At 70.2% G+C, this 23,023-nt stretch carries 22 protein-coding genes and 2 tRNA genes; 11 read left to right on the top strand and 13 right to left on the bottom strand.

The window, feature by feature from the left end; genetic code table 11:
- Positions 1–33: 33 nt before the first annotated feature.
- The 3 genes from ACZ6B1_RS18495 to ACZ6B1_RS18485 form a co-directional block, all read right to left on the bottom strand.
- On the bottom strand, positions 34–510 hold the full coding sequence (locus tag ACZ6B1_RS18495) for a hypothetical protein (RefSeq protein ID WP_468779587.1): 477 nt from the start codon (positions 508–510) through the stop codon (positions 34–36).
- A 13-nt stretch (positions 511–523) separates the two neighbouring features.
- A complete protein-coding gene (locus ACZ6B1_RS18490) occupies positions 524–1,951 on the bottom strand; it encodes a DUF2252 domain-containing protein (protein ID WP_468779585.1) in 1,428 nt (475 codons plus the stop codon).
- Between the two features lie 212 nt (positions 1,952–2,163).
- Positions 2,164–2,247 (bottom strand) — tRNA-Leu (locus ACZ6B1_RS18485).
- Between the two features lie 405 nt (positions 2,248–2,652).
- Here ACZ6B1_RS18485 and ACZ6B1_RS18480 point away from each other — a divergent pair.
- From ACZ6B1_RS18480 to pknB, 6 genes are all read left to right on the top strand, one after another.
- Positions 2,653–3,507 (top strand): FhaA domain-containing protein, encoded by an 855-nt coding sequence (locus ACZ6B1_RS18480; protein WP_468779583.1) that lies wholly within the window; start codon positions 2,653–2,655, stop codon positions 3,505–3,507.
- 10 nt (positions 3,508–3,517) lie between these two features.
- Positions 3,518–4,033, top strand: a complete 516-nt coding sequence (locus ACZ6B1_RS18475) for an FHA domain-containing protein FhaB/FipA (RefSeq protein ID WP_061922349.1) — start codon at positions 3,518–3,520, stop codon at positions 4,031–4,033.
- An 89-nt stretch (positions 4,034–4,122) separates the two neighbouring features.
- Positions 4,123–5,709, top strand: a complete 1,587-nt coding sequence (locus ACZ6B1_RS18470; protein WP_468779580.1) for a Stp1/IreP family PP2C-type Ser/Thr phosphatase — start codon at positions 4,123–4,125, stop codon at positions 5,707–5,709.
- 27 nt (positions 5,710–5,736) lie between these two features.
- Positions 5,737–7,188, top strand: coding sequence for an FtsW/RodA/SpoVE family cell cycle protein (locus tag ACZ6B1_RS18465; protein ID WP_468779578.1), 1,452 nt, complete (start codon positions 5,737–5,739; stop codon positions 7,186–7,188).
- On the top strand, positions 7,185–8,663 hold the full coding sequence (locus tag ACZ6B1_RS18460) for a penicillin-binding transpeptidase domain-containing protein (protein ID WP_468779576.1): 1,479 nt from the start codon (positions 7,185–7,187) through the stop codon (positions 8,661–8,663). The genes ACZ6B1_RS18465 and ACZ6B1_RS18460 overlap by 4 nt, the downstream gene beginning before the upstream one ends.
- A gap of 173 nt (positions 8,664–8,836) precedes the next feature.
- Complete coding sequence (pknB, locus tag ACZ6B1_RS18455) at positions 8,837–10,840, top strand: Stk1 family PASTA domain-containing Ser/Thr kinase (protein ID WP_468779574.1); 2,004 nt, start codon at positions 8,837–8,839, stop codon at positions 10,838–10,840.
- Between the two features lie 240 nt (positions 10,841–11,080).
- Here pknB and ACZ6B1_RS18450 read toward each other — a convergent pair whose 3' ends face one another.
- The 5 genes from ACZ6B1_RS18450 to ACZ6B1_RS18430 form a co-directional block, all read right to left on the bottom strand.
- A complete protein-coding gene (locus tag ACZ6B1_RS18450; protein WP_468779572.1) occupies positions 11,081–11,833 on the bottom strand; it encodes a class E sortase in 753 nt (250 codons plus the stop codon).
- A 14-nt stretch (positions 11,834–11,847) separates the two neighbouring features.
- Positions 11,848–12,906, bottom strand: coding sequence for a class E sortase (locus ACZ6B1_RS18445; protein ID WP_468779570.1), 1,059 nt, complete (start codon positions 12,904–12,906; stop codon positions 11,848–11,850).
- On the bottom strand, positions 12,903–13,541 hold the full coding sequence (locus tag ACZ6B1_RS18440; RefSeq protein ID WP_468779568.1) for an aminodeoxychorismate/anthranilate synthase component II: 639 nt from the start codon (positions 13,539–13,541) through the stop codon (positions 12,903–12,905). The genes ACZ6B1_RS18445 and ACZ6B1_RS18440 overlap by 4 nt, the downstream gene beginning before the upstream one ends.
- On the bottom strand, positions 13,538–13,699 hold the full coding sequence (locus ACZ6B1_RS18435; protein WP_345056527.1) for a hypothetical protein: 162 nt from the start codon (positions 13,697–13,699) through the stop codon (positions 13,538–13,540). Before ACZ6B1_RS18435 ends, ACZ6B1_RS18440 begins: the two co-directional genes overlap by 4 nt.
- Positions 13,700–13,922: 223 nt before the next feature.
- Entirely contained in the window at positions 13,923–14,711 is a 789-nt protein-coding gene (locus tag ACZ6B1_RS18430; protein WP_468779566.1) for a DUF881 domain-containing protein, read from the bottom strand.
- A 140-nt stretch (positions 14,712–14,851) separates the two neighbouring features.
- Here ACZ6B1_RS18430 and crgA point away from each other — a divergent pair, with 140 nt between their 5' ends.
- A complete protein-coding gene (crgA, locus tag ACZ6B1_RS18425) occupies positions 14,852–15,106 on the top strand; it encodes a cell division protein CrgA (protein ID WP_143630171.1) in 255 nt (84 codons plus the stop codon).
- Between the two features lie 261 nt (positions 15,107–15,367).
- Here crgA and ACZ6B1_RS18420 read toward each other — a convergent pair whose 3' ends face one another.
- Both ACZ6B1_RS18420 and ACZ6B1_RS18415 read right to left on the bottom strand, forming a co-directional pair.
- On the bottom strand, positions 15,368–16,255 hold the full coding sequence (locus ACZ6B1_RS18420; RefSeq protein WP_468779564.1) for a rhomboid family intramembrane serine protease: 888 nt from the start codon (positions 16,253–16,255) through the stop codon (positions 15,368–15,370).
- A gap of 117 nt (positions 16,256–16,372) precedes the next feature.
- Positions 16,373–16,906, bottom strand: a complete 534-nt coding sequence (locus tag ACZ6B1_RS18415) for a peptidylprolyl isomerase (protein ID WP_468779562.1) — start codon at positions 16,904–16,906, stop codon at positions 16,373–16,375.
- A 241-nt stretch (positions 16,907–17,147) separates the two neighbouring features.
- Between ACZ6B1_RS18415 and ACZ6B1_RS18410 the strand changes: the two genes are divergently transcribed.
- Positions 17,148–17,846, top strand: coding sequence for a DUF5324 family protein (locus ACZ6B1_RS18410; protein ID WP_468779560.1), 699 nt, complete (start codon positions 17,148–17,150; stop codon positions 17,844–17,846).
- 152 nt (positions 17,847–17,998) lie between these two features.
- Here ACZ6B1_RS18410 and ACZ6B1_RS18405 read toward each other — a convergent pair.
- Positions 17,999–18,071: transfer RNA gene (locus tag ACZ6B1_RS18405), tRNA-Ala, on the bottom strand.
- Between the two features lie 183 nt (positions 18,072–18,254).
- Between ACZ6B1_RS18405 and ACZ6B1_RS18400 the strand changes: the two genes are divergently transcribed.
- Together ACZ6B1_RS18400 and ACZ6B1_RS18395 are read left to right on the top strand one after the other, a co-directional pair.
- Positions 18,255–18,803, top strand: coding sequence for a helix-turn-helix domain-containing protein (locus ACZ6B1_RS18400; RefSeq protein ID WP_390053737.1), 549 nt, complete (start codon positions 18,255–18,257; stop codon positions 18,801–18,803).
- 142 nt (positions 18,804–18,945) lie between these two features.
- Positions 18,946–20,505 (top strand): serine/threonine-protein kinase, encoded by a 1,560-nt coding sequence (locus tag ACZ6B1_RS18395; RefSeq protein ID WP_468779558.1) that lies wholly within the window; start codon positions 18,946–18,948, stop codon positions 20,503–20,505.
- On the opposite strand, the gene ACZ6B1_RS18390 is transcribed toward ACZ6B1_RS18395, so the two are convergent.
- Both ACZ6B1_RS18390 and ACZ6B1_RS18385 read right to left on the bottom strand, forming a co-directional pair.
- Positions 20,469–21,746 (bottom strand): hypothetical protein, encoded by a 1,278-nt coding sequence (locus ACZ6B1_RS18390; RefSeq protein ID WP_468779556.1) that lies wholly within the window; start codon positions 21,744–21,746, stop codon positions 20,469–20,471. The genes ACZ6B1_RS18395 and ACZ6B1_RS18390 overlap by 37 nt on opposite strands.
- Positions 21,747–22,153: 407 nt before the next feature.
- Positions 22,154–22,282: a DLW-39 family protein gene (locus ACZ6B1_RS18385; protein ID WP_003999697.1), complete on the bottom strand. Its 129-nt coding sequence runs from the start codon at positions 22,280–22,282 to the stop codon at positions 22,154–22,156.
- A gap of 348 nt (positions 22,283–22,630) precedes the next feature.
- Between ACZ6B1_RS18385 and ACZ6B1_RS18380 the strand changes: the two genes are divergently transcribed.
- Complete coding sequence (locus ACZ6B1_RS18380) at positions 22,631–22,975, top strand: DUF6344 domain-containing protein (protein ID WP_468779554.1); 345 nt, start codon at positions 22,631–22,633, stop codon at positions 22,973–22,975.
- Positions 22,976–23,023: the final 48 nt, after the last annotated feature.

Here is a 23,023-nt window from a genome sequence, read left to right as displayed (position 1 = left end):
ACGGCCGGAACCCGCCGCCGCGGATGACCCGGTTCACACGCGCGGCACCGCGTCGGGGCAGTCGGCCGGTATCCACTCGGCCACCAGGTCCCGGCAGGCGACCACCAGCGTGCCCGGCCGGCAGGCCAGCTCATGGGTGCAGCCGGCCGGGCCCGGGAGGATCTCGTCGAGGATCACATCACCGAGCGAGGCGGGGTCGCAGCTGCCCAGGACGTCGGACTGGAATCGGGAGACGCCGGTGTAGCGGACGAGGAGGTCCTCGTCGTGCTTGAAGCAGTTGTGCCGGAAGCGGATCTCGAGGTCCCCGCCCCCGCCACGGCGCACCCGTGACGGCCGCAGGTCCTTCACACAGCGCCTGCCACCGAAGTCGTAGTGCCCGGGGTCGGTGGCGAACGCACGGGCGCCCGGCGGCAGTTCGGCCGCGAAGCCGGGCAGCCGCTCGAGGTAGGGCCGGGGGTCGATGAACCCCGCCTCTTCCCCCGCACCACCGCTCAGCTCGACGTACTTCATCGCGCCACCCCCGTCACACGCCCGTCTCGGCCGCGATCCGCCCCGCTCGCACCCCCGCCACCAGTTCCCCGTGGTCCGCCTCCGTGCGGTCGGCGTAGGCGACCGCGAACGCGGCGATCGCCTCGTCCAGCTCCTCGTTCTTGCCGCAGTAGCCGGCGATCAGGCGCGGGTCGGCGCTGTGGGCGTGGGCGCGGGCCAGCAGGGCGCCGGTCATGCGGCCGTAGTCGTCGATCTGGTCGGCGGCGAGCGCGGCCGGGTCGACGCTGCCCTTGCGGTTGCGGAACTGACGCACCTGGAAGGGCCGCCCGCCGACCGTCGTCCAGCCGAGCAGGATGTCGCTGACCACCTGCATCCGCTTCTGGCCGAGGACCACCCGGCGCCCCTCGTGCTCCACCGCAGGCGCCTGGAAACCGGCCGCGGCCAGGTGCGGGACGAGCGCCGACGGACGTGCCTCCTTCACCTGGAGCACCAGCGGCTCCCCGCGGTGGTCCAGCAGCAGGACCACGTACGAGCGCGTGCCCACACTGCCCGTGCCGACCACGCGGAAGGCCACGTCGTGCACCGCGTGCCGGGCGAGCAGCGGCAGCCGGTCCTCGGAGAGCGTCGCCGCGTACGGCTCCAGCGCGGCGGCCACCGCGGCCGCCTCGGCGTCCGGGACCCGGCGCAGCACCGGCGGCGCGTCGACGAAGCGCCGTCCGCCGGCCTCCGTCTCCTCCGTCGACCTGGCCGCGAACCGGCCGCTGGTGTTGGCCCGCGCCTTCTCCGAAACCCGCTCCAGCGTGCCGAGCAGGTCATGGGCATCGGTGTGGGAGACCAGCTCCTCGTCCGCGATGGCGTTCCAGGCGTCCAGCACGGACAGTCCGGCCAGCAGCCGCATGGTCCGCCGGTAGGCGCCCACCGCGTCCTGGGCGGCCTCCCGGCAGGTGTCCTCGTCGGCGCCCGCCTCCCGCCCGGCCAGCACCAAGGAGGCGGCGAGCCGCTTCAGGTCCCACTCCCAGGGGCCGTGCACCGTCTCGTCGAAGTCGTTGAGGTCGATGACCAGGCCGCCCCGGGCGTCCCCGTACAGACCGAAGTTGGCCGCGTGCGCGTCACCGCAGATCTGGGCGCCGATACGGGTCATCGGCGTGCGGGTCAGGTCGTACGCCATGAGCCCGGCCGAGCCGCGCAGGAAGGCGAACGGGGTGGCCGCCATCCTGCCCACCCGTATCGGTGTCAGCTCGGGGATACGGCCGGCGTTGGAGTCCGCCACCGCGGTGACCGCGTCCGGGCGGCCGGCGTCCACGTCGAGGACGCGGTGCGCGTCACGCGGGACGGCGGTCCGTAGAGCCTTGCCCTGCTTCTTGGGCGAACCCTGCGGCGGCCACTGGGCGAAGCCACGCACCTGCGGCAGCCGGGGCGCCGTCACCGCCCGCTCCGCCGCCTCAACACCGGATCCCGTCACCAGGACCGCCTCCCCCGTCCGCACGCTCGAACATCAACTCGTGCAGACCGTACAGCCGTCGGCCGGAACGCGTCAGACCTGTGGACGACCGAAGACCTGTGGAAAACCCCGCCCCCCACACCGCCCGGCACCCCTGAGAGCTTCCTCACAGGGAAGGAACGCCAAAACGACTACGGGCCCACCGTTTTCACGATGAGCCCGTAGCCTCTGTGTGCGCGAGGGGGGAGTTGAACCCCCACGCCCTTGCGGGCACTGGAACCTGAATCCAGCGCGTCTGCCTATTCCGCCACCCGCGCATTGGGTGTGTCTTCCGGCTCCGTCCCTTGCGGGCTGGCCCCTTCCGACATCCAGAACATTAGCACGTCGTTCGGGGTGGATTCACATCCCTTACCTGCCACCCGACCGGGTAGGGAGAGCGCAGGCGACAGCCACGTATCAAGGAGAGCCTGTTCACGTATCAACCTCGTACCGGTCATGGCCATCTCTCCAGGAGGCGGGCCGGGTCCACAGCCGGGTGCGGGACACTGGTCCTTGCCCGCCTCTACGATCCTTGTCTGCAGGAGTTCGAAGGGGAGCCGCTGGGGGAACCGGCTGATTGCCGGACGCGTAGATACGATCAGTGAGCAGTACGGGCGGAACAGCGGCCCACAGCAGGCACAGAGCAGGGCAAGGCATATCGGCAGCGACGGAGGAGGTGCCCCATGGGAGTCCTGAAGAAGTTCGAGCAGCGTCTCGAAGGTCTGGTCAACGGCACCTTCGCCAAGGTCTTCAAGTCCGAGGTCCAGCCCGTGGAGATCGCCGGCGCGCTCCAGCGCGAGTGCGACAACAACGCCACCATCTGGAACCGCGACCGCACGGTCGTACCCAACGACTTCATCGTGGAGCTGAGCGCGCCCGACCACGAGCGCCTCAGCCCCTACTCCGGGCAGCTCGGCGACGAGCTGGCCGGCATGGTGCGCGACTACGCGAAGCAGCAGCGCTACACCTTCATGGGTCCGATCAAGGTCAACCTGGAGAAGGCCGACGACCTGGACACCGGCCTGTACCGGGTGCGCAGCCGCACCCTGGCCTCCTCCAGCAGCCAGCAGGCGCCCCCCGGCCCGCCCGCCGGGCGTCCCGCCCCCGCCCAGGGCGGCGGCTACGGATACCCGCCCGCCGCTCCCGCCGGAGCACCCCCCATGCCGTCCGCCCCGCCGCCCGGCACCCGCCCCGGCGGCTACGGTTACCCGCAGCCCGCCACCCAGCGGCCCGCGGCCGCACCCATGAGCGGCGGACGCACCCGCTACTGGATCGAGATCAACGGCACCCGCCACCAGATCTCCCGCCCGACCCTGGTGCTGGGCCGCAGCACCGAGGCCGACGTGCGGATCGACGACCCCGGCGTCTCCCGCCGGCACTGTGAGATCCGGACCGGAACGCCCTCGACGATCCAGGATCTCGGCTCCACCAACGGCATCGTGGTGGACGGGCAGCACACCACCCGCGCTACGCTCCGCGACGGCTCGCGGATCGTCGTGGGCAGCACCACCATCATTTACCGGCAAGCCGAAGGGTGAAGCGGGGGCAATGTCAGAGCTGACCCTCACGGTCATGCGGCTGGGTTTCCTGGCCGTACTGTGGCTGTTCGTGATCGTGGCCGTGCAGGTCATCAGAAGTGACCTGTTCGGTACACGCGTCACCCAGCGCGGAGCGCGCAGGGAGGCGGCACGGCCGCAGCAGGCCGCCCGGCAGCAGTCCGCGCCCCCTCAGCAGCGCGGCCAGCAGGGCGGCGGCCGGCGCGGCCGCAACGCCCCCACCAAGCTTGTCGTGTCCGAGGGCACCCTCACCGGCACCACCGTCGCGCTGCAGGGCCAGACCATCACCCTGGGCCGGGCGCACGACTCCACGATCGTGCTGGACGACGACTACGCCTCCAGCCGCCATGCCAGGATCTACCCGGACCGCGACGGCCAGTGGATCGTCGAGGACCTCGGCTCCACCAACGGCACCTACCTGGACCGGTCCCGGCTGACGACCCCCACGCCGATCCCGCTGGGCGCGCCGATCCGCATCGGCAAAACCGTCATCGAGCTGCGGAAGTAGTACGTCATGAGTGAGCGCGAGCGGAGCGAGCACGCAGCGGCAGGCCGCACCCCGGTCTCCGGCGCGCTCCCGACCGGAGGGTGGGCAGTGTGGCTCGACACGACCGGCTGTACCCGGAGCCGACGGGCGAGGTGCGCATGAGTCTGTCACTGCGCTTCGCCGCCGGATCGCACAAGGGCATGATCCGGGAGGGCAACGAGGACTCCGGTTACGCCGGTCCCCGCCTGCTCGCGATCGCCGACGGCATGGGCGGCCAGGCGGCCGGCGAGGTCGCCTCCTCCGAGGTCATCTCCACCCTGGTCACGCTCGACGACGACGTTCCCGGCTCCGACATCCTCACCTCCCTCGGCCACGCCGTGCAGCGCGCCAACGATCAGCTGCGCGCCATGGTCGAGGACGACCCGCAGCTCGAGGGCATGGGCACCACGCTCACCGCCCTGCTGTGGACCGGGCAGCGGCTCGGCCTGGTGCACGTCGGCGACTCGCGCGCGTACCTGCTGCGCGACGGGGTGCTGTCCCAGATCACCCAGGACCACACCTGGGTGCAGCGGCTCGTCGACGAGGGCCGCATCACCGAGGAAGAGGCCACCACTCATCCGCAGCGCTCCCTGCTGATGCGCGCCCTCGGCAGCGGCGACCACGTCGAGCCCGACCTGTCCATCCGCGAGGTCCGGGCCGGCGACCGCTACCTGATCTGCTCCGACGGTCTGTCCGGCGTCGTCTCCCACCAGACGATGGAGGAGACCCTCGCCAGCTACCAGGGCCCGCAGGAGACCGTGCAGGAGCTGATCCAGCTCGCGCTGCGCGGCGGCGGCCCGGACAACATCACCGTCATCATCGCCGACGTGCTCGACCTGGACACCGGCGACACCCTCGCCGGGCAGCTGTCCGACACCCCGGTCGTGGTCGGCGCCGTCGCCGAGAACCAGCACCACCTGCACGACAACGGCATCATGCAGACCCCGGCCGGCCGGGCCTCCCACCTGGGCCGCCAAGGCCACCCCGGCGGCGGCGGCGAGTTCGGCCCGCCCGGCTCCGGCGACACCACCGGCTACGTCCCCGCCGACGGCTACGGGGACTACACCGACGAGGACTTCACCAAGCCGCGCAAGAACCGCAGGTGGCTGAAGAGATCGTTCTACAGCGTCCTCGCCCTCGCCGTCATCGGCGGCGGCCTGTACGGCGGCTACCGCTGGACGCAGACCCAGTACTACGTCGGCACCAACGGCGAGCACGTCGCCCTGTACCGCGGCATCAGCCAGGACCTGGCCTGGGTGTCGCTGTCAGAGGTGGAGAAGGACCACCCCGAGATCGAACTCAAGTACCTGCCGCCCTACCAGCAGAAGCAGGTCAAGAACACGATCACCGCGGGCGGCCTGGACCAGGCCCGGGCGAAGATCGACGCCCTGTCCGTGCAGGCCTCCGCATGCCGCAAGCAGGCGGAGCGCGCGGCCGCCGAGACCGAGAAGAACGCCAAGACCGGCGAGGGCGAGGCCGGAGGCACCACGGGAACCACCCCGGCCTCCTTCACGTCCAAGGCATCACCCACGCCGAACCCGTCGGCGTCGTCGAAGTCCCCGTCGTCCCCCTCGAAGTCCCCGACCGCCAAGCCCAGCCCCGGCCCGAGCCTCTCCGAGAATGAGCAGAAGGTCGTCGATCAGTGCGGCAAGCAGTAAGCACGCCGTGAGAGGCCCTGTCACACGATGAGCAGTACTTCGAACACACCGACGCACCACACGTCCACGATCGGCGCCATCGGCGCACCGAGCCGCCGCAACACCGAGCTGGCCCTGCTGGTCTTCGCGGTGGTCATCCCGGTGTTCGCCTATGCCAACGTGGGCCTCGCCATCGACGGGTCGGTCCCGGCCGGCCTGCTCGGCTACGGCCTGGGCCTCGGCCTGCTGGCCGGCATCGCCCACGTCGTGGTGCGCAAGTTCGCCGCCTACGCCGACCCGCTGCTGCTGCCGCTGGCGACCCTGCTGAACGGGCTCGGACTGGTGGTCATCTGGCGGCTGGACCAGTCCAAGCTGCTGCAAAGCATCGGCGTCGCCGGCGGCAAGGCGACCAACCAGCTCATCTACACCGCGCTGGGCATCGCGCTGTTCGTCGCTGTGCTGATCTTCCTCAAGGACCACCGCACGCTCCAGCGCTACACCTACATCTCCATGGCGGCGGCGCTGGTGCTGCTGCTCCTCCCGCTGGTGCCGGGCCTGGGCGCCGACCTCACCTACGGCGCCAAGATCTGGATCAAGGTCGGCAGCTTCACCATCCAGCCCGGTGAGTTCGCCAAGATCGTGCTGGCGGTGTTCTTCGCCGGCTACCTGATGGTCAAGCGTGACGCGCTGGCCCTGGCCAGCCGGCGCGTCATGGGCCTGTACCTGCCTCGCGGCCGCGACCTCGGCCCGATCCTCGTCGTCTGGGCGATCTCGATCCTCATCCTCGTCTTCGAGACCGACCTCGGCACCTCGCTGCTGTTCTTCGGCATGTTCGTGATCATGCTGTACGTCGCCACCGAGCGGACCAGCTGGATCGTCTTCGGTCTGCTGATGTCCGCCCTCGGCGCCGTCGGCGTGGCCAGCTTCGAACCGCACATCCAGACCCGTGTGCAGGCATGGCTCAACCCCATGCACGAGTACCTGGCCAGCCGCTCGGGTGTACACGACGGAAAGGTCCACTCCGAGCAGCTCCAGCAAGCCCTGTGGGCCTTCGGCTCCGGCGGCACCCTCGGCACCGGATGGGGCCAGGGCCACTCCGAGCTGATCCGGTTCGCCGCCAACTCCGACTTCGTCCTCGCCACCTTCGGCGAGGAACTGGGCCTGGCCGGCGTCATGGCCATCCTCCTGGTCTACGGCCTGATCGTGGAACGCGGCGTGCGCACCGCCCTCGCCGCCCGAGACCCGTTCGGCAAGCTGCTCGCCATCGGCCTGTCCGGCGCCTTCGCGCTCCAGGTGTTCGTCGTGGCCGGCGGTGTGATGGGCCTCATCCCGCTGACCGGTATGACGATGCCGTTCCTCGCCTACGGCGGTTCCTCCGTGATCGCCAACTGGGCCCTGATCGGCATCCTCATCCGGATCAGTGACACCGCGCGCCGCCCGGCACCCGCCCCCGCCGCCAATCCCGACGCCGAGATGACCCAGGTGGTCCGCCCGTCATGAACAAGCCCCTGCGCCGGATCGCGATCTTCTGCGGCCTGCTCGTCCTGGCCCTGCTGATCCGCGACAACTGGCTCCAGTACGTCAAGGCCGACCAGCTGCGCACCGACACGGCCAACCGCCGGGTCGCCATCGAGCGGTACGCCAACCCCCGGGGCGACATCGTCGTGGACGGCGACCCCATAACCGGGTCGGTCGAGTCCAAGAGCGGCGACTTCAAGTACAAGCGCACCTACAAGAACGGGCCCATGTGGGCCCCGGTCACCGGCTACTCCTCGCAGGCCTTCGGCGCCAACCAGCTGGAGAGCATCGAGGACGGCATCCTCACCGGCAACGACGACCGGCTGTTCTTCCGCAAGACCCTCGACATGATCACCGGCAAGGACCAGCAGGGCGGCAACGTCGTCACCACCCTCAACGCCGCCGCGCAGAAGGCCGCGTACAACGGCCTGAGCGCCCAGGGCGGCAAGGGCGCCGTGGTGGCCCTCGAGCCCTCCACCGGCAAGATCCTCGCCCTGGCCTCCTACCCGTCGTACGACCCGTCGAGTTTCGCGGGCAACACGGACAAGGACTCCAAGGCCTGGAACAAGATCCTCAAGAAGAACAACCCGTCCGACCCGGCGCTCAACCGGGCGCTGCGCGAGACCTACCCCCCGGGCTCCACCTTCAAGGTGGTCACCGCGGCGGCCGCGCTGGAGAACGGGCTGTACAAGTCGGCCGACGAGAAGACCGACTCACCGCTGCCCTACATCATGAAGGGCACGACCACCGAGCTGAAGAACGAGGGCAACATCCCCTGCAAGGACGCCGACATGCGCGAGGCGCTGCGGGTGTCCTGCAACACCGTCTTCGGCAAGATCGGCGCCGACCTCGGCAACGACAAGATGCTGGACGAGGCGAAGAAGTTCGGCTTCGACGCCGAACAGTTCACCCCGATCCGCTCCAGCGCCTCGGTGTTCTCCGACGACATGAACCCGTCGCAGACCGCGCTGTCCTCCATCGGCCAGTACAACACCGCCGCCACCCCGCTGCAGATGGCCATGGTCGCCTCGGCCGTCGCCAACGACGGCAAGCTGATGAAGCCGTACATGGTCGACCAGCTGCAGTCCTCCAACCTCGACCCGGTCGCCAAGACCGACCCCGAGGAGCTGAGCCGGCCGCTGTCTCCGCAGAACGCGCAGATCCTGCAGTCGATGATGGAGACGGTCGTCAAGAGCGGCACGGGCCAGAGGGCGCAGATCGGCGGCGGAGTCACCGTCGGCGGCAAGACCGGTACCGCCCAGCACGGCGTGGCGAACAGCGCGAACCCCTACGCGTGGTTCATCTCATACGCCAAGCTCAGCGACAACAGCTCGCCGGTCGCCGTGGCCGTGGTGGTCGAGGACGAGAACGCCAACCGTGACGACATCTCCGGCGGCGGCCTGGCCGCGCCGATCGCGAAGAACGTCATGGAGGCGGTCATCAACTCCAAGAAGTGAACCCGCTCACGTCCCCTTCACATCGTTGCACGTTGCGATACCGGTCCTGTATCGGGTTCCGGGCTTGGCCAGGGCACACGGAGCGAGCCGGGTACGGTAGGCCCGGACGGCAGCCTCCGACCGCACACGACATGTGCGCGGCCGGGACCGACGGAGAGGGCTGGTAGGTAGCTATGGAAGAGCCGCGTCGCCTCGGCGGCCGGTACGAGCTGGGCCAGGTGCTCGGTCGTGGTGGCATGGCGGAGGTCTACCTCGCGCATGACACCCGCCTCGGCCGCACCGTGGCGGTGAAGACGCTGCGCGCGGACCTCGCGCGCGATCCGTCCTTCCAGGCCCGGTTCCGCCGGGAGGCCCAGTCGGCCGCCTCGCTCAACCATCCCGCGATCGTCGCGGTCTACGACACGGGCGAGGACTACATCGACGGGGTTTCGATCCCGTACATCGTCATGGAGTACGTCGACGGCTCCACGCTCCGTGAGCTCCTCCACTCCGGCCGCAAGCTGCTGCCGGAGCGGACGCTGGAGATGACCATCGGCATCCTCCAGGCCCTGGAGTACTCGCACCGGGCCGGCATCGTCCACCGTGACATCAAGCCGGCCAACGTCATGCTGACCCGCAACGGCCAGGTCAAGGTGATGGACTTCGGCATCGCCCGCGCCATGGGCGACTCCGGCATGACCATGACCCAGACCGCGGCGGTCATCGGCACGGCCCAGTACCTCTCCCCTGAGCAGGCCAAGGGCGAGCAGGTCGACGCCCGCTCGGACCTCTATTCGACCGGCTGCCTCCTCTACGAGCTGCTGACGGTCCGCCCGCCCTTCGTCGGCGACTCCCCCGTGGCCGTGGCCTATCAGCACGTGCGCGAAGAGCCGCAGGCCCCCTCGGTCTTCGACCCGGAGATCACGCCCGAGATGGACGCCATCGTCCTGAAGGCGCTGGTCAAGGACCCGAACTACCGCTACCAGTCGGCCGACGAGATGCGCGTCGACATCGAGGCCTGCCTCGACGGCCAGCCGGTCGCCGCCACGGCCGCGATGGGCGCCGTGGGCGCGGCGGGCTACGGCGGCTACCCCGACGACCAGCCGACGACGGCGCTGCGCTCGGACGCGGGCGCGGGAGCGACCAGCATGCTCCCGCCGATGAACCCGGACGACGGCGGCTACGGCTACGACGACCGCCCGGACCGCCGCCGCCAGCAGAAGAAGAACAACTCCTCGACGATCCTCCTCGTGGTCGCGGGCATCCTGGTGCTGGTGGGCGCGGTCCTCATCGGACAGTGGATCTTCAGCGGGCACGACGGCGAGAACGACACCTTCGCCGCCCCGACCTTCGTCGGCAACAGCTACGGCACGGCCCAGAAGATGGCCAAGAACCGGGGCCTGAAGCTGGCGCCGCCCACGCGCAAGCCCTGCGAGGACCAGCCGAAGGGCAACGTCTGCGACCAGGACCCGACGCCGGGCTCGGACGTCAACAAGGGCGACACCATCACGCTGGTGGTGTCCACCGGCGCGCCGAAGGTCACCGTCCCGGACGTGCTCGGCATCCAGTACGACCAGGCCGAGGCCCAGCTGAGGAAGAAGGGCTTCGAGGTCCAGAAGAAGACCGAGGTGTCCAGCCAGACGCCCAACGTGGTCACCAAGCAGGACCCGGACGGCGGCACCAGCCGGCAGAAGGGCTCCACCATCGTCCTCACGGTCGCCAAGGCCGAGGAGAAGGTCGCGGTCCCGGACGTCACCGGCAAGACCTGTGACGAGGCCAGGGCCGAGCTGCAGTCGAAGGGCCTGGCCCCGAACGCGACCTGCAACGACACTCCCACCGACAACCCCGACGACGACGGCAAGGTCCTCTCGACCACCCCGACGGCGGGCAGCGAGGTCGCCAAGAACACCCCGGTGGCCATCAACGTCGGCAAGGTGCAGAACCAGCAGGTACAGGTCCCCAACGTCCAGGGCCAGAAGCTCAAGGACGCCAGGAAGCTGCTGGAGCAGGCCGGCCTGCAGGTCGGCAACATCACCCCGACCCAGGACGACAACGCGATCGTCTTCACGTCGAACCCGGGCCAGGGAAGCACGGTCCAGCGCGGCTCGACCGTCGACCTGGTCACCGTCGGCGGCCAGAACGGCAACAACGGCGGAAACGACGGCGGCACCAACTTCTTCGGCGGCGCCGGAGGCTGACGCCTGACACACACGAGTGGGCCCCTGCCGGACAGTTCCGGCAGGGGCCCACTCGTTCTCACACCGTCAAGGCGCTGTCGCTGCTGCCGGACGGGATGCGTGTGACGACGGCGATGGTGGCGGCATATCTCGGGGTAGGACTTGAAGCCGTCAAGTCGCTGGTCGAGGACCACCGCAGGCAGGTTGCGGCTTCGGGCCCAGTCATGCCGGGTGACCGGCCCCCAATGGAGGCCGGTCACCTCAACGCAGCTCCGCCGGCGGCGTCCGTCTGCTGTTCACCTTGTCCACGCGGACCAGTTCGCCCCACACCACGTACCGGTAGCGTGAGGTGTATACGGGGGTGCAGGTCGTCAGGGTGATGTAGCGGCCCGGCTTCTTCCTGCCGGATTCCTCGGGGACCTGGGAGAGGACCTTGACGTTGTACTTCGAGGTCTCCGGGAGGATCGAGTAGACCTTGTAGACGTACCAGTCGTCCTTCGTCTCGAAGACGATCGGATCGCCGTCCTTCAGCTTGTCGATGTTGTGGAACTTCGCGCCGTGGCCGTCCCGGTGGGCGGCGAGGGTGAAGTTGCCCTTCTTCCCGGTGGTGGGCAGCACGGCCTTGAAGGGGTCCGTGTAGTAGCCGGCCACACCGTCGTTGAGGATGTCCTCATCGGTGCCCTTCTCCACCAGCACCGCGCCGTTCCGCATCGCCGGGACGTGCAGGAAACCGATGCCGTCCTTGGTGTCCAACGCGCCGGGACCCGTGGCGGCGGACCGGGCCCAGTGGTCGCGGACCCGGTCGGCCTGCCGGTCCGCCTTGCGGTCCGCTATGACGTTCGTCCACCACAGGGAGTAGACGACGAACAGACCCATCACCACGCCTGCGGTGATGAGCAGTTCACCGAAGAAGCTGACCGCCAGCGCGACCCGGCCGGGGCCGCGGCGGCCCGGGACGGGCGTCGCGCCGGACGCGTCCGTGTGGTCTTCGGTCTCGTCGGCGGTCGCTGCCACAGTCTTGTCTGCCCCTACTCGATGAGCGCGTCCGGCTTGCCCTTGCTGCGCGGGCGTTCCTCGACCATCTTGCCCCAGACGATCAGCCGGTACTTGCTGGTGAACTCCGGCGTACAGGTGGTGAGGGTGATGTAGCGGCCCGGCCCGGTGAGCCCGGAGCCCTTGGGCACCGGGTTCAGAACGCTGGTGTTGGACGGCGGAGTCACCGGCAGCATCGAGGTCACCTTGTACACGAAGTACGTGTCCTGCGTCTCGACCACGACCGGGTCACCCGGCGTCAGCCTGTTGATGTACCGGAACGGCTCGCCGTGCGTGTTCCGGTGCGCCGCCAGGCCGAAGTTGCCCGTCTTCGCGTCCGGCATCGCCGTCTTCAGCGGAGCCTCGCCGTAGTGCCCGACCATCCCCTTGTCGAGCACCTTCTTGTTGCTGACGCCCTCGGCGATCGGCGCCACCACGTCCAGCTTGGGAATGTGGAGTATCGCGAAGCCCTGCCCCGGTTCGAAGACCCCCGGGGCCCGCTTGCCGCTCGCCCAGTCGTCCTGCAGCTGATGCGTCTCGCTGCCCGCCTGCGCGTGCGCCCGGACGTTCGTCCACCACAGCTGGTAGGTGACGAACAGCAGCATCAGCACGCCGGTGGTGATGAACACCTCGCCGATCGCCCGGCTCGCGATGACCCCCGGGCCCGGCTTGCGCAGCCGCGCCCGCCGCCGGGCCTCGACCCGGGACAGCGGCCGGCCGCTCTCCGGCTCCACCGGGGCCGCTGCCTCCCGGTGTGCTCCGCCATGACGCCCACCGCGCCGCTTGGCGGCCTTCCTGCGGGCCGCACGGCCCCCCGCCGGGGGTCCAGGGGCGGAAGAGGCGGAAGAGGCTTCTGAGGCGCGCAGAGCCCCGTTCTCGGGACCGTGCGCCGGATCGGGGAGCCGCAGCGCCATGGTCTCGTCGTCCAGGCCGGCCCGGTACGGCTCCCCCGGCGCCGACCCCGCCATGTGCCAGTCCCCAAGCGCACCGGAAGCCTCGTACGACTGATCCCCGTACGAGGCATCGGTCTCGCGCTCCGGGCGCAGCGCGGTCACGCCGTGGCCCTGCCCACCACCGGGGCGAGCCCCGCCGACCTCGCCACCGCGCCCTCGTCGCCGCACTCGACCAGCCAGTTGGCCAGCATCCGGTGCCCGTGCTCGGTCAGCACCGACTCGGGATGGAACTGCACGCCCTCCACCGGGAGTTCACGGTGCCGCAGGCCCATGATGATCCCGTCGTGGGTACGGGCCGTGACCACCAGCTCGTCCGGGACGGTGGCGGGCTCCGCCGCCAGCGAGTGGTAGCGGGTCGCCGTGAACGGCGAGGGCAGCCCGGCGAAGACGCCCCGCCCCCCGTGCTCCACCAGTGAGGTCTTGCCGTGCAGCAGCTCCGGGGCCCGGTCCACCACACCGCCGTACGCCACCTGCATCGACTGCATGCCCAGGCACACCCCGAAGACGGGGACGCCGGTCGCCGCGCAGTGCCGGACCATGTCCACGCACACGCCCGCCTGCTCCGGCGTGCCCGGGCCCGGCGAGAGCAGCACGCCGTCGAAGCCGTCCTGCGCGTGCGCGGTCGACACCTCGTCGTTGCGCAGCACCTCGCACTCGGCGCCGAGCTGGTACAGGTACTGGACCAGGTTGAAGACGAAGCTGTCGTAGTTGTCGACGACGAGAATCCGCGCGCTCACTGGTTGTCCACCGTCACATCGTTGAAGGGCAGCAGCGGTTCGGCCCAGGGGAAGACGTACTGGAAGAGGACGTAGACCACGGCCAGGACCAGGACGAGCGAGACCAGCGCCTTCACCCACACGTTCCCCGGCAGATGCCGCCAGATCCAGCCGTACATGCCGTCCCTTCCCGTCTCACCACGGCACCGGTAACCCACGCCGTACGGCACCAGACTAACGGCGTGGAGCCCCCGGTTGGCCTGACTCGGCGGGCCGCGTGGTCAGCGCGGGGGACCCGTCCGGACGCGTGTACCCGGACGTACGTGACAGGGGGCCGATCACCTCAACGCAGGCCGCGACGGTTTCGCGGGGGCCGAGCACCGCCGGCCCCCGGGTGGGTGGCTACTGCACCGGCTTCGCGTAGTGCAGGTCCACCGTGCCCGAGTAGCCCGGCAACGTCACCACTCCGTCCTCGGTGACCTTCCAGCCGAGACCGTAGACGTTGACGTACACCATGTACGTCTGGATCGCCCTGCTCGCGGCGAGCGCCTGCTGCAGCCGCTCCGGGTCACCCACCGCCGTGATCTTGTACGGCGGTGAGTAGACGCGGCCCTGGAGGATCAGGGTGTTGCCGACGCAGCGCACCGCGCTGGTGGAGATCAGCCGCTGGTCCATGACCTTGATGCCCTTGGCCCCGCCCTGCCACAGCGCGTTCACCACGGCCTGCAGGTCCTGCTGGTGGATGACCAGGTAGTCGGGCTGCGGCTCGGGGTAGCCGGGAAGCTTGGCCGTGGCGTTCGGCGGGGCGTCGTTGAGGGTGACGGTGATCGCGCTGCCCTTGACCCGCTGGGTGCCCGCGCTCCTCTCCAGGCCGCTCAGCTTCTCGTCCTGCGCCCTGGTGCTGCCGTCGTCACCCTCGGCGAGCGACTCCACGTTGTCCCGCAGGGCCGCGTTGGACTCGTCCAGCTGCTTGTTCTTGTGGCTGCGCTCCTGGATCAGGTCGGACAGCTTGAGCAGGGACGCGTCCTGCCGGATGTCGGTGCCCTTGGCCGTGTTGAAGCTGGTGAAGAAGATCAGGCCGGCCAGCGCGAACACGGCCACGGTGAGAATCCGCGCCGGGCGCATGCGCGACGAACGAACGGGGCCGGAACCCGTTGCTCCCGTCCCGGGGGAGTCGGCAGAATTGCTCAACGTACCCTTATCTCCTTCGGCGCCGCGGAAGCACTACGCTAACGGACGCCCGGGGGAGCGCTAAGTGTCCCCTTGTACGCTGCCCCGGACCGACCCAGTTACCTGCGCGGCCACGCAGCGCATCGACAGGAGAGACCCTCGTGCCGAAGTCACGTATCCGCAAGAAGGCCGACTACACGCCCCCGCCCGCGAAGCAGGGGCAGGCCATCAAGCTCACCAACCGCGCCTGGGTCGCGCCGGTCATGCTGGCCATGTTCCTCATCGGCCTGGCCTGGATCGTCGTCTTCTACGTCACGGACGGCTCGCTTCCGATCGACAGCCTGGACAACTGGAACATCGTGGTCGGTTTCGGCTTCATCGCCGCCGGCTTCGGTGTCTCCACCCAGTGGAAGTAGCCTGCTCCGGACCGGCTCTGCCCAGGGCTGTTCACTGAGTTATCCACAGGATCACAGCGTCGTCCACACCCTCCTGGGGAAAAGACTACGATCTGTGGATAACCCCCCGGCCGTTGACGCCGGTGTGACTGCCCTACCGGCCCCCGGACAACCGTTCGCCCCCTGCCCCACCTGCGGAAACACATCCGAGCGGCAGGGGGCGCAGCTGTGGCCGCACAGTATGCACAAGATTCACCACACACTGTGGACAACGGTTCGACGTCAGGTGAGCTGAGCGGTTCTGACCAGCACCAGAACCACGACCACGGCCAGTACGAGAGCACATGTGCCGTACTGGATCAGTGACCGCCGCTCACGCGGAGCGTGCACCATGGCGTAGCCGGTGACGACACCGGCAACCAGGCCGCCGATGTGGGCCTGCCAGGCGATACCGCCCCAGCCGAAGGTGATGATCAGGTTGATCACCAGCAGGGCGATGACCGGGCGCATGTCGTAGTTGAGCCGGCGCATCAGCACCGCCGTGGCCCCGAAGAGCCCGAAGATCGCGCCCGAGGCGCCGAGCGAGGCCTGGTTGGGCGGGGCGATGAGATAGCTGAGCGCGCTGCCTGCCAGACCCGAGACGAAGTACAGGGCAAGGTACCGGGCGCGGCCGAGGGCGGCCTCCAGTGGGCCGCCGATCCACCACAGGCTGAGCATGTTGAACGCGATGTGCACATAGCCGCCGTGCAGGAACATCGAGGTCAGCAGGCGGTAGTACTGCCCTTCGGCCACCCCCTCGAGGGCGCCGAACGGGGCGAACTGGGCACGTGCGACCAGGTCGAACCGGTCGGTGAAGCTGTCGCCGACGGCCATCTGGACCAGGTAGATCGCCAGGTTGATCCCGATGAGGATCTTGGTGACCAACCGCGGGTCCGCCGCCACCGTGCCCCCCGCGACCGTACGCGGGCGGGAGGCGGCCGGAGAGTGGCCGGTGCCTGAGCCGGCCCGGACGCATTCGGGGCACTGGAAGCCGACCGAGGCGCTGACCATGCACTCGGGGCAGATGGGGCGCTCGCAGCGAGTGCAGTGCACGCCGGTCTCGCGGTCCGGGTGCCGGTAGCACACGGGCACGCTCCGGGCGTCGTGCGTGCGGTCTGCGGCGTGGTCCATGAGCACCCCTTGCTGGTCGTGGGCCTTCCCCCGGCATACCCCGCCCCGCTCTTCCTTACGGACGAGCGGGGCGTTTGGTTCCCTGCGACGGCTCGGGGGGCGCGAGCGCGCCCGCGCTCAGCTTGCGCGCTTCTCGATGACGACCGACTCGATGACGACGTCGTTGACCGGCCGGTCGTTCGGCTTGGTGGTGGGCACGGCGGCGATGGCGTCCACCACCTTCTGACCGGCCGGATCGCTGACCTCGCCGAAGATGGTGTGCTTGCGGTTCAGCCAGGTCGTCGGGGAGACGGTGATGAAGAACTGCGAGCCGTTGGTGCCCGGGCCGGCGTTGGCCATGGCGAGCAGGTACGGCTTGCTGAAGGACAGGTCCGGGTGGAACTCGTCCTCGAACTCGTAGCCGGGGCCGCCGATGCCGCTGCCCAGCGGGTCGCCGCCCTGGATCATGAAGCCGCTGATCACCCGGTGGAAGACCGTGCCGTCGTAGAGCCGGTCCGTGCTCACGGTGCCGGTGCCCGGGTGCGTCCACTCACGCTCGCCCTGTGCGAGTTCGACGAAGTTCCTGACGGTCTTCGGCGCGTGGTTGGGGAACAGCCGTACCTCGATGTCGCCGTGGTTGGTCTTCAGGGTGGCGTAGAGCTGCTCGGCCACGGTGTGCCTTCCGTTGTCCTCGTGTAACCCCCTGATCCTCGCACGGTCGGGGTCGGGTGGCGCCCGGCCGTGGCGAGTTCCGCGGAGAGGGAGCGCGCGGCGGCGATTCGTGGCAGTGTCGTCGACAAGCCCCTGTTGCACCCATATGCCCGCCCGCGCATGCCGCACCGGCTCCCGGGAGGCATGATCCGTAAAAGGGTGGAAAGTCGAATTACCGTACGCCACCGAGGAGGAGGAACCCGTGACCCGCATTGAAAGCGTGCGCGCCGCGACCGGCTCGGCGAAGGACAGCGTGCTGCACGCCGCGGAAGTGGTGGCGCCCTACGCCGACACGGCCAAGGAGCGTGCCGCGTATTACGCGCAAGAGGCACGTGTACGGCTGGCGCCCGTGGTGTCGCAGGCCGCCGAACAGGCCCGCGAACAGTACGACGCCCGGCTCGCCCCACGTCTGGAGCAGGCCCGTGCGCATGTACCGCCGAAGGTGGACATGGCCGCACACGAGGCCGCCGTCCGCACCCGTAAGGCCGCCCGGCAGGCGGCCGAGTACTCACGTCCGAGGATCGAGCAGGCGGTGGCGGCGGCCGCGCCGGTGGCTGACGAGGCCGCCACGCGGGGCGCCGCCGCTCTGGCCGCGCTGCGGGGCCAGGTCACGGCCGAGGAGATCCGGAAGCTCGCGCGCAGGAACGAGCGGCGCCGCCGGGCAGGCCGCGCCATGAAGGTGCTGGCGCTGGTCGGCCTGGTGGCGGGGGGCGCGTTCGCGGCCTGGAAGTGGTGGGACAAGCAGGCCAACCCCGACTGGCTGGTGGAGCCGCCCGCCGCGACCGAGGTACCGGAGTCGGGTCTGGGCTCGGTGGACGGCAGCGGCTCCGCGGTACTGGACCCCGAGGTCCAGGCGAAGCAGGCCCAGGACGAGGCCGCCGACCGCGACGACAAGGATTGAGGCGGCGGTATCCCACCCTGCCGGACGTAGCTGTGGGGCGGACGACTCGACGGTCGTCCGCCCCACAGTCGTTTCACGTGAAACGGCCCCGCAGGAGCCCACGAAGAAGCCCTCCGTAGCTGCGTCGTCGCAGTTCGGAGGGCTTTTCCAGGTGGAGCCTAGGGGAGTCGAACCCCTGACATCCGCCATGCAAAGACGGCGCTCTACCAACTGAGCTAAGGCCCCGGAAAGGAAGCGTCCGGCCGGAGGAACCACGTCCCGGGCGGGCGCCGGGCACCAGAGTACCGGGTCACCCCCCGTATCCCGCAAAAAGATTGGGGGTCCCGGCGAATGACCACTCTCCGTAAGATGCTCGACGTGGTTCGCTACAGCGAACCGCGGTTTCAGGGGAAGCGATGGGGAGACGCAATGGACGCCGCACAGCAGGAAGCCACCGCGAGAGCGCGGGAGCTGCAGCGGAACTGGTACGGAGAGCCGTTGGGGGCGCTCTTCCGTAAGCTCATCGACGATCTCGGGCTCAACCAGGCCCGGCTCGCGGCGGTGCTGGGGCTGTCGGCTCCGATGCTGTCGCAGCTGATGAGCGGCCAGCGCGCGAAGATCGGCAATCCCGCCGTGGTCCAGCGGGTACAGCTGCTGCAGGAGCTGGCGGCCCAGGCCGCGGACGGCAGCGTCAGCGCGGCCGAGGCGACCGAGCGGATGGACGAGATCAAGAAGTCCCAGGGGGGCTCGGTGCTGAGCAACACCACGCATACGACGAACAGTTCCGGTGCTCCGACGGTCAAGCGTGTGGTGCGCGAGATCCAGTCGCTGCTGCGCTCGGTGGCCGCCGCCGGCGACATAATCGAGGCGGCCGACAGCCTCGCCCGGACCCACCCCGAGCTGGCAGAGTTCCTCCGGGTCTACGGGGCCGGCCGTACCTCCGACGCGGTCGCGCACTACCAGTCCCACCAGAACTGATCCCACGGCCCGGTTCTCGGAGGGGGTCCGGGGCCGGGCCAGGGGTGTGTTTCTTGGGGGGTGCGGGAATGACCGTTTCCCGGTGGGGCCGGGGTTGTGTCACTCATCAAGGGGGCTGGGGGGGGAGGAGCGGCGGACTGTCATGGGTGAGGTCTTCGCCGGCCGGTACGAACTGGCCGACCCGATCGGGCGCGGCGGCGTGGGTGCCGTCTGGCGTGCCTGGGACCACCGGCGCCGGCGCTATGTGGCCGCAAAGGTGCTCCAGCAGAGCGACGCCCACTCACTGCTGCGCTTCGTACGCGAGCAGGCCCTGCGCATCGACCATCCGCATGTCCTCGCCCCGGCGAGCTGGGCGGCCGACGACGACAAGGTCCTGTTCACCATGGACCTGGTCGGGGGCGGCTCGCTGGTCCACCTCATCGGTGACTACGGCCCGCTTCCGCCGGGCTTCGTGTGCACCCTGCTGGACCAGCTTCTGTCGGGGCTGGCCGCGGTGCACGCGGAAGGCGTCGTGCACCGCGACATCAAGCCCGCCAACGTGCTGCTCGAGGCGACCGGAACCGGCCGGCCGCGGCTGCGGCTGTCCGACTTCGGCATCGCCATGCGGTTCGGTGAGCCGCGCCTGACGGAGACCAACCTCGTGGTGGGCACGCCGGGTTATCTGGCGCCCGAACAACTGCTGGGCTCCGAACCGGACTTCCCGGCGGATCTGTTCGCGGTGGGCCTGGTCGCCCTGTATCTGCTGGAGGGGGCGAAGCCGGACTCCAAGGCGCTGGTGCAGTACTTCGCGGAGCACGGAACGCCCGGCCCGCCCAGGGGAGTTCCGGAGCCGCTCTGGCAGATCGTCGCCACTCTGCTCCAGCCCGATCCGACGGCCCGCTTCCGCACCGCCACGGGTGCGCGCAAGGCGCTCGCCTGCGCTGTCGAACTCCTTCCGGAGCCGGGTCCGGACGACGAGTCGATCGAGATTTTCGACCAACTCGGGCCTTTGCCCTCCGGGTTCGGACCCGACGGCCCGCTGAAACCCGCCTCCGGGATACGGGTACGGGAAGCGCCCTTGGCCACGGGCACCCGCACCGGTGCCGATGGCGGCGGCACCGGTGCCGATGGCGGCGGCACGGGGAGTGCCGGGGCGGAGCACTCCGTCACCGGCTCGATGTCGGACACCGGGAGCTTCCACCTTCCGCCCCCGCAGCCGACGCCCAGTCCACAGCCGTACGTCCGGCGTGCGGAGCAGGCGGCTGCCCCGGTACCGCGGAACGACGGGCCCCCGGCCGGGCACGCGCCGACTCCCGTCACGGAGCCCGCCGCCCGCGCCCCGCACGCCCCGGCACACCGTCCGGAGCCCTCCCCCGGGTCGTACGCCGGCAGGCATCCCGCGCCGGAGGCGCCGATGGCCTCGGTGACCCCGGGATTCCGTGCGGGCTCCGTGCCCCCGATCCCGTGGGCGCAGCCGCGCGCCGATGCCTCCACCGCGTCGTACACCGCCCAGGACCCCCGCTTTCCCCCGCCTGCCGGTCCCACGAGCGGTCCCGCGGCCGTGCCGGCCGCCGGTTCCGCGGCCAGACACACGTCCGGACACGGCCGCCGGGCCCGTCGGGCGATCCGGCGGCCCGGGCCTCCGGCGAAGGCGGCGCTCCCGATCCTGCTCCTGGCGCTGGCCTGCTACGCCGTGGGCTTCTGGGCGCTGGCCCGCGTCTGAGCCCGCCGGGCCGCCACGGTCCAGCCGCCCAGCACCAGCAGCAGCGCGGTCCCGGTGCCGATGCCGCCGGCCGCGAGGGCCTTCATCGCGATGCCGCCGCCTCCGGTGTCGCCGGCCGCCGCGGCCTGCCGGTCCTGTTCCGTGACGGTGAAGACGTCCCGCGGCTCCGGCCGCCCGGCGTACCGCGGCCCGTCGTGCGCCTGTCCGCCGACCCGCACCCGCAGCGTCACGTGGAACGGCCCCGTTCCGAAGGTGCCGGCCATCTTCTCGCTGAGGTGCAGCACAAGGTAGTAGTCGCCGGCGAAGCGCACCGCGTTCTCCCCGGTGAGGACGGCGTACCGGTTGGCGTACTCCACCGGCGGCAGCGGCTCGAGGGCCGTGGATCTGCGGGTGCCGGTGTAGCCGACGGAGGCGCCGTCGACGTATCCGCGGACGGGGCTGTACAGCGAGAGGTTCAGGGCTCCGCCGACATAGCCGTGGCCGCTCGTGGAGGCGTCCAGTTCGGCGACGGCGTGCATCTGGCGGCCCCAGTCGACCGGGACCTTGTAGAAGAGGGTGCTCCCGGGTGTGATGCCGGTCCGCCAGACCCCTTGGCCCAGCGGGCGGGCGGAGGTGAATCCGGCGCCGCCGGTGCGGTCACGGGGGTCGCCGGAGAGCGGCTCGGGGGAGGCGGAGCCCTGGTCCGGGGGCGCGGTGGTGGGCCCGGCAGCGACCAGGCCGGGTTCGGTGACGGGTGCGATCTCCAGGTCCCAGCGCGGTGCCGAGGACGCCGTAGCGCTCGCGGAGCCGCCGGCGCTCAGGCGCTCGACGCGCAGGTAGTAGGTTCCGGCTCCCTGACACAGTGAGCGCCCGGTCTGCCGCTGCCCCAGGGCGGTCACCGGGCGGGCGCTGAGCCCCGCGCCGAAGAGCGCGGAGGCGGTCGAACAGCGGGTGCCGCGCGCGTCCTCCAGGGACACGCGGATGCCGTCGGTGGCGTTGCCGGTGGTGCCGGGCGGGGGTGCGGCGGTGACCGGGGCGTAAGCCGACTCGGCGGCGGTGAGGTCGAGGCGGTAGGTGAGCGAGCCGCTCCCCGGAAGGGAGTCGCGGTAGGTACGGCCCGCCTCCAGCCGCGGCGCGCCGGCGGTGCCGGTGGCGCCCGCTATGGACCGGCCGGCCGGGTCGAAGGCGTACGGGTCCTGGGTCCCGGCCGCCGCCGCGAACCCGCCCGGCAGCGCTGCCACGGCGCACGTCGCGGCCGTCACGACGCCCGTCCGGGCCGCGGCACCCATCGGCCGGCCACCGCCCAGCCGCCACCACGTTCCACGCCCTCGCCCCCGCACGTGCCGCTCCCTCCCGTTCCGCGCCGCGCATCCGGCCGTGGCTCATCCTGCCCCGAGCACCTCTGCGCCATCCGGGGAATGCGTACGGCCGTCCGAATCACCGGGACCGGCCAACCGCACCGCCTCCGGCCCGTCCGGTGACGCCTACACCACCTCTCGCGAACCGGCAACACGAGCCGTAGGACCACCGGACAATCGGACAAGAGGACCGGATGGTCGATGAAGAAGGCCCCCAAGGCCGCGGCGGCCCGCGTCCACCCGGTCAACGGGACAACACAAAACCCCGACCGCAAGGGCGGCCGGGGTCTGATCAGATTCTGAATCGGTACTCACGAACCCGTGGGCACGGAGTCAGTCGCCTCCGTCCACAGGTCCTGCTCGGCGCGATCCGCCTGGATCTGGCGGTACACGAGGAGCCCGCCGATGGCGGCCAGTGCGACCAGGAGCAGCTTCTTCACCGCGCGACCTCGTCTTTCCTTGACGTAGGGGACCTCTGGCGCCCGACTATACACACCGGCCGATATCGATCGGTGACCTGCGTCGGGCCCCAACTCCCGCTCCCGGGCGCGCGATAGGCCAGGTCGGCGCCACCGTGGCCGGAGGGTGATCACACCCCCACGGGCCGTCACTTTGCTCGCGTTTCGCTCAGCCTCGCCCGGTTTCAGGGGATTTCCGGGGCTCTTACGTCCATCCGAGTGGTGTTGATCAGAACATCGACGCGCCACGGCCCCAGGTCCACCACTTCGCGATGCTCATACACATCATGAGGAAAGTACGCAAATCGCCCAACCTGAAAGTGAGGGGCCATGACCAAGAACAACAAGGTCGTGCAGCTGTGGACCGCCATCGTCACCGCCTTCCTCGCGCTGTGCACGGCGCTCGGACTCGTCACCGCGACCACCGCCACCGCCGCGGCGGCCGCACCTCGGACCGAGACGCCGCAGGACCGCATCGCGCAACGGATCGTCCCGACGAGCCCCATGGCGAATCACTGGACCCGGTCCCATGCCAGGGCCCTGCCCCCCACGATGAAGCAGCGCATCCGGGCCGAGGCCCACGGAAAGTCCCCGAGCTGCCGGCACCGCCCCCTCACCGAGACGGAAGCGGAGACCGACCCCGACCTTCAGTCCGCGGACCCACTGAACTGCTGAATCCTCCGCGGTACTGAGAACGCAGACGTTTCGACATCAGGGCGACTT

The sequence above is a fragment of the Streptomyces sp. NPDC041129 genome (genome assembly GCF_055592265.1).
Note: the sequence above shows the minus strand (reverse complement) of the source record. Positions and strands in the feature narration are given on the sequence as shown.

Excerpts from the sequence above, each read along its gene's own strand:
- ACZ6B1_RS18495 (WP_468779587.1), bottom strand. The coding sequence starts at position 510 with ATGAAGTACGTCGAGCTGAGCGGTGGTGCGGGGGAAGAGGCGGGGTTC.
- ACZ6B1_RS18480 (WP_468779583.1), top strand. The coding sequence starts at position 2,653 with ATGGGAGTCCTGAAGAAGTTCGAGCAGCGTCTCGAAGGTCTGGTCAAC.
- ACZ6B1_RS18475 (WP_061922349.1), top strand. The coding sequence starts at position 3,518 with ATGTCAGAGCTGACCCTCACGGTCATGCGGCTGGGTTTCCTGGCCGTA.
- ACZ6B1_RS18465 (WP_468779578.1), top strand. The coding sequence starts at position 5,737 with ATGAGCAGTACTTCGAACACACCGACGCACCACACGTCCACGATCGGC.
- ACZ6B1_RS18460 (WP_468779576.1), top strand. The coding sequence starts at position 7,185 with ATGAACAAGCCCCTGCGCCGGATCGCGATCTTCTGCGGCCTGCTCGTC.
- pknB (WP_468779574.1), top strand. The coding sequence starts at position 8,837 with ATGGAAGAGCCGCGTCGCCTCGGCGGCCGGTACGAGCTGGGCCAGGTG.
- ACZ6B1_RS18435 (WP_345056527.1), bottom strand. The coding sequence starts at position 13,699 with ATGTACGGCTGGATCTGGCGGCATCTGCCGGGGAACGTGTGGGTGAAG.
- ACZ6B1_RS18420 (WP_468779564.1), bottom strand. The coding sequence starts at position 16,255 with ATGGACCACGCCGCAGACCGCACGCACGACGCCCGGAGCGTGCCCGTG.
- ACZ6B1_RS18400 (WP_390053737.1), top strand. The coding sequence starts at position 18,255 with ATGGACGCCGCACAGCAGGAAGCCACCGCGAGAGCGCGGGAGCTGCAG.
- ACZ6B1_RS18395 (WP_468779558.1), top strand. The coding sequence starts at position 18,946 with ATGGGTGAGGTCTTCGCCGGCCGGTACGAACTGGCCGACCCGATCGGG.
- ACZ6B1_RS18380 (WP_468779554.1), top strand. The coding sequence starts at position 22,631 with ATGACCAAGAACAACAAGGTCGTGCAGCTGTGGACCGCCATCGTCACC.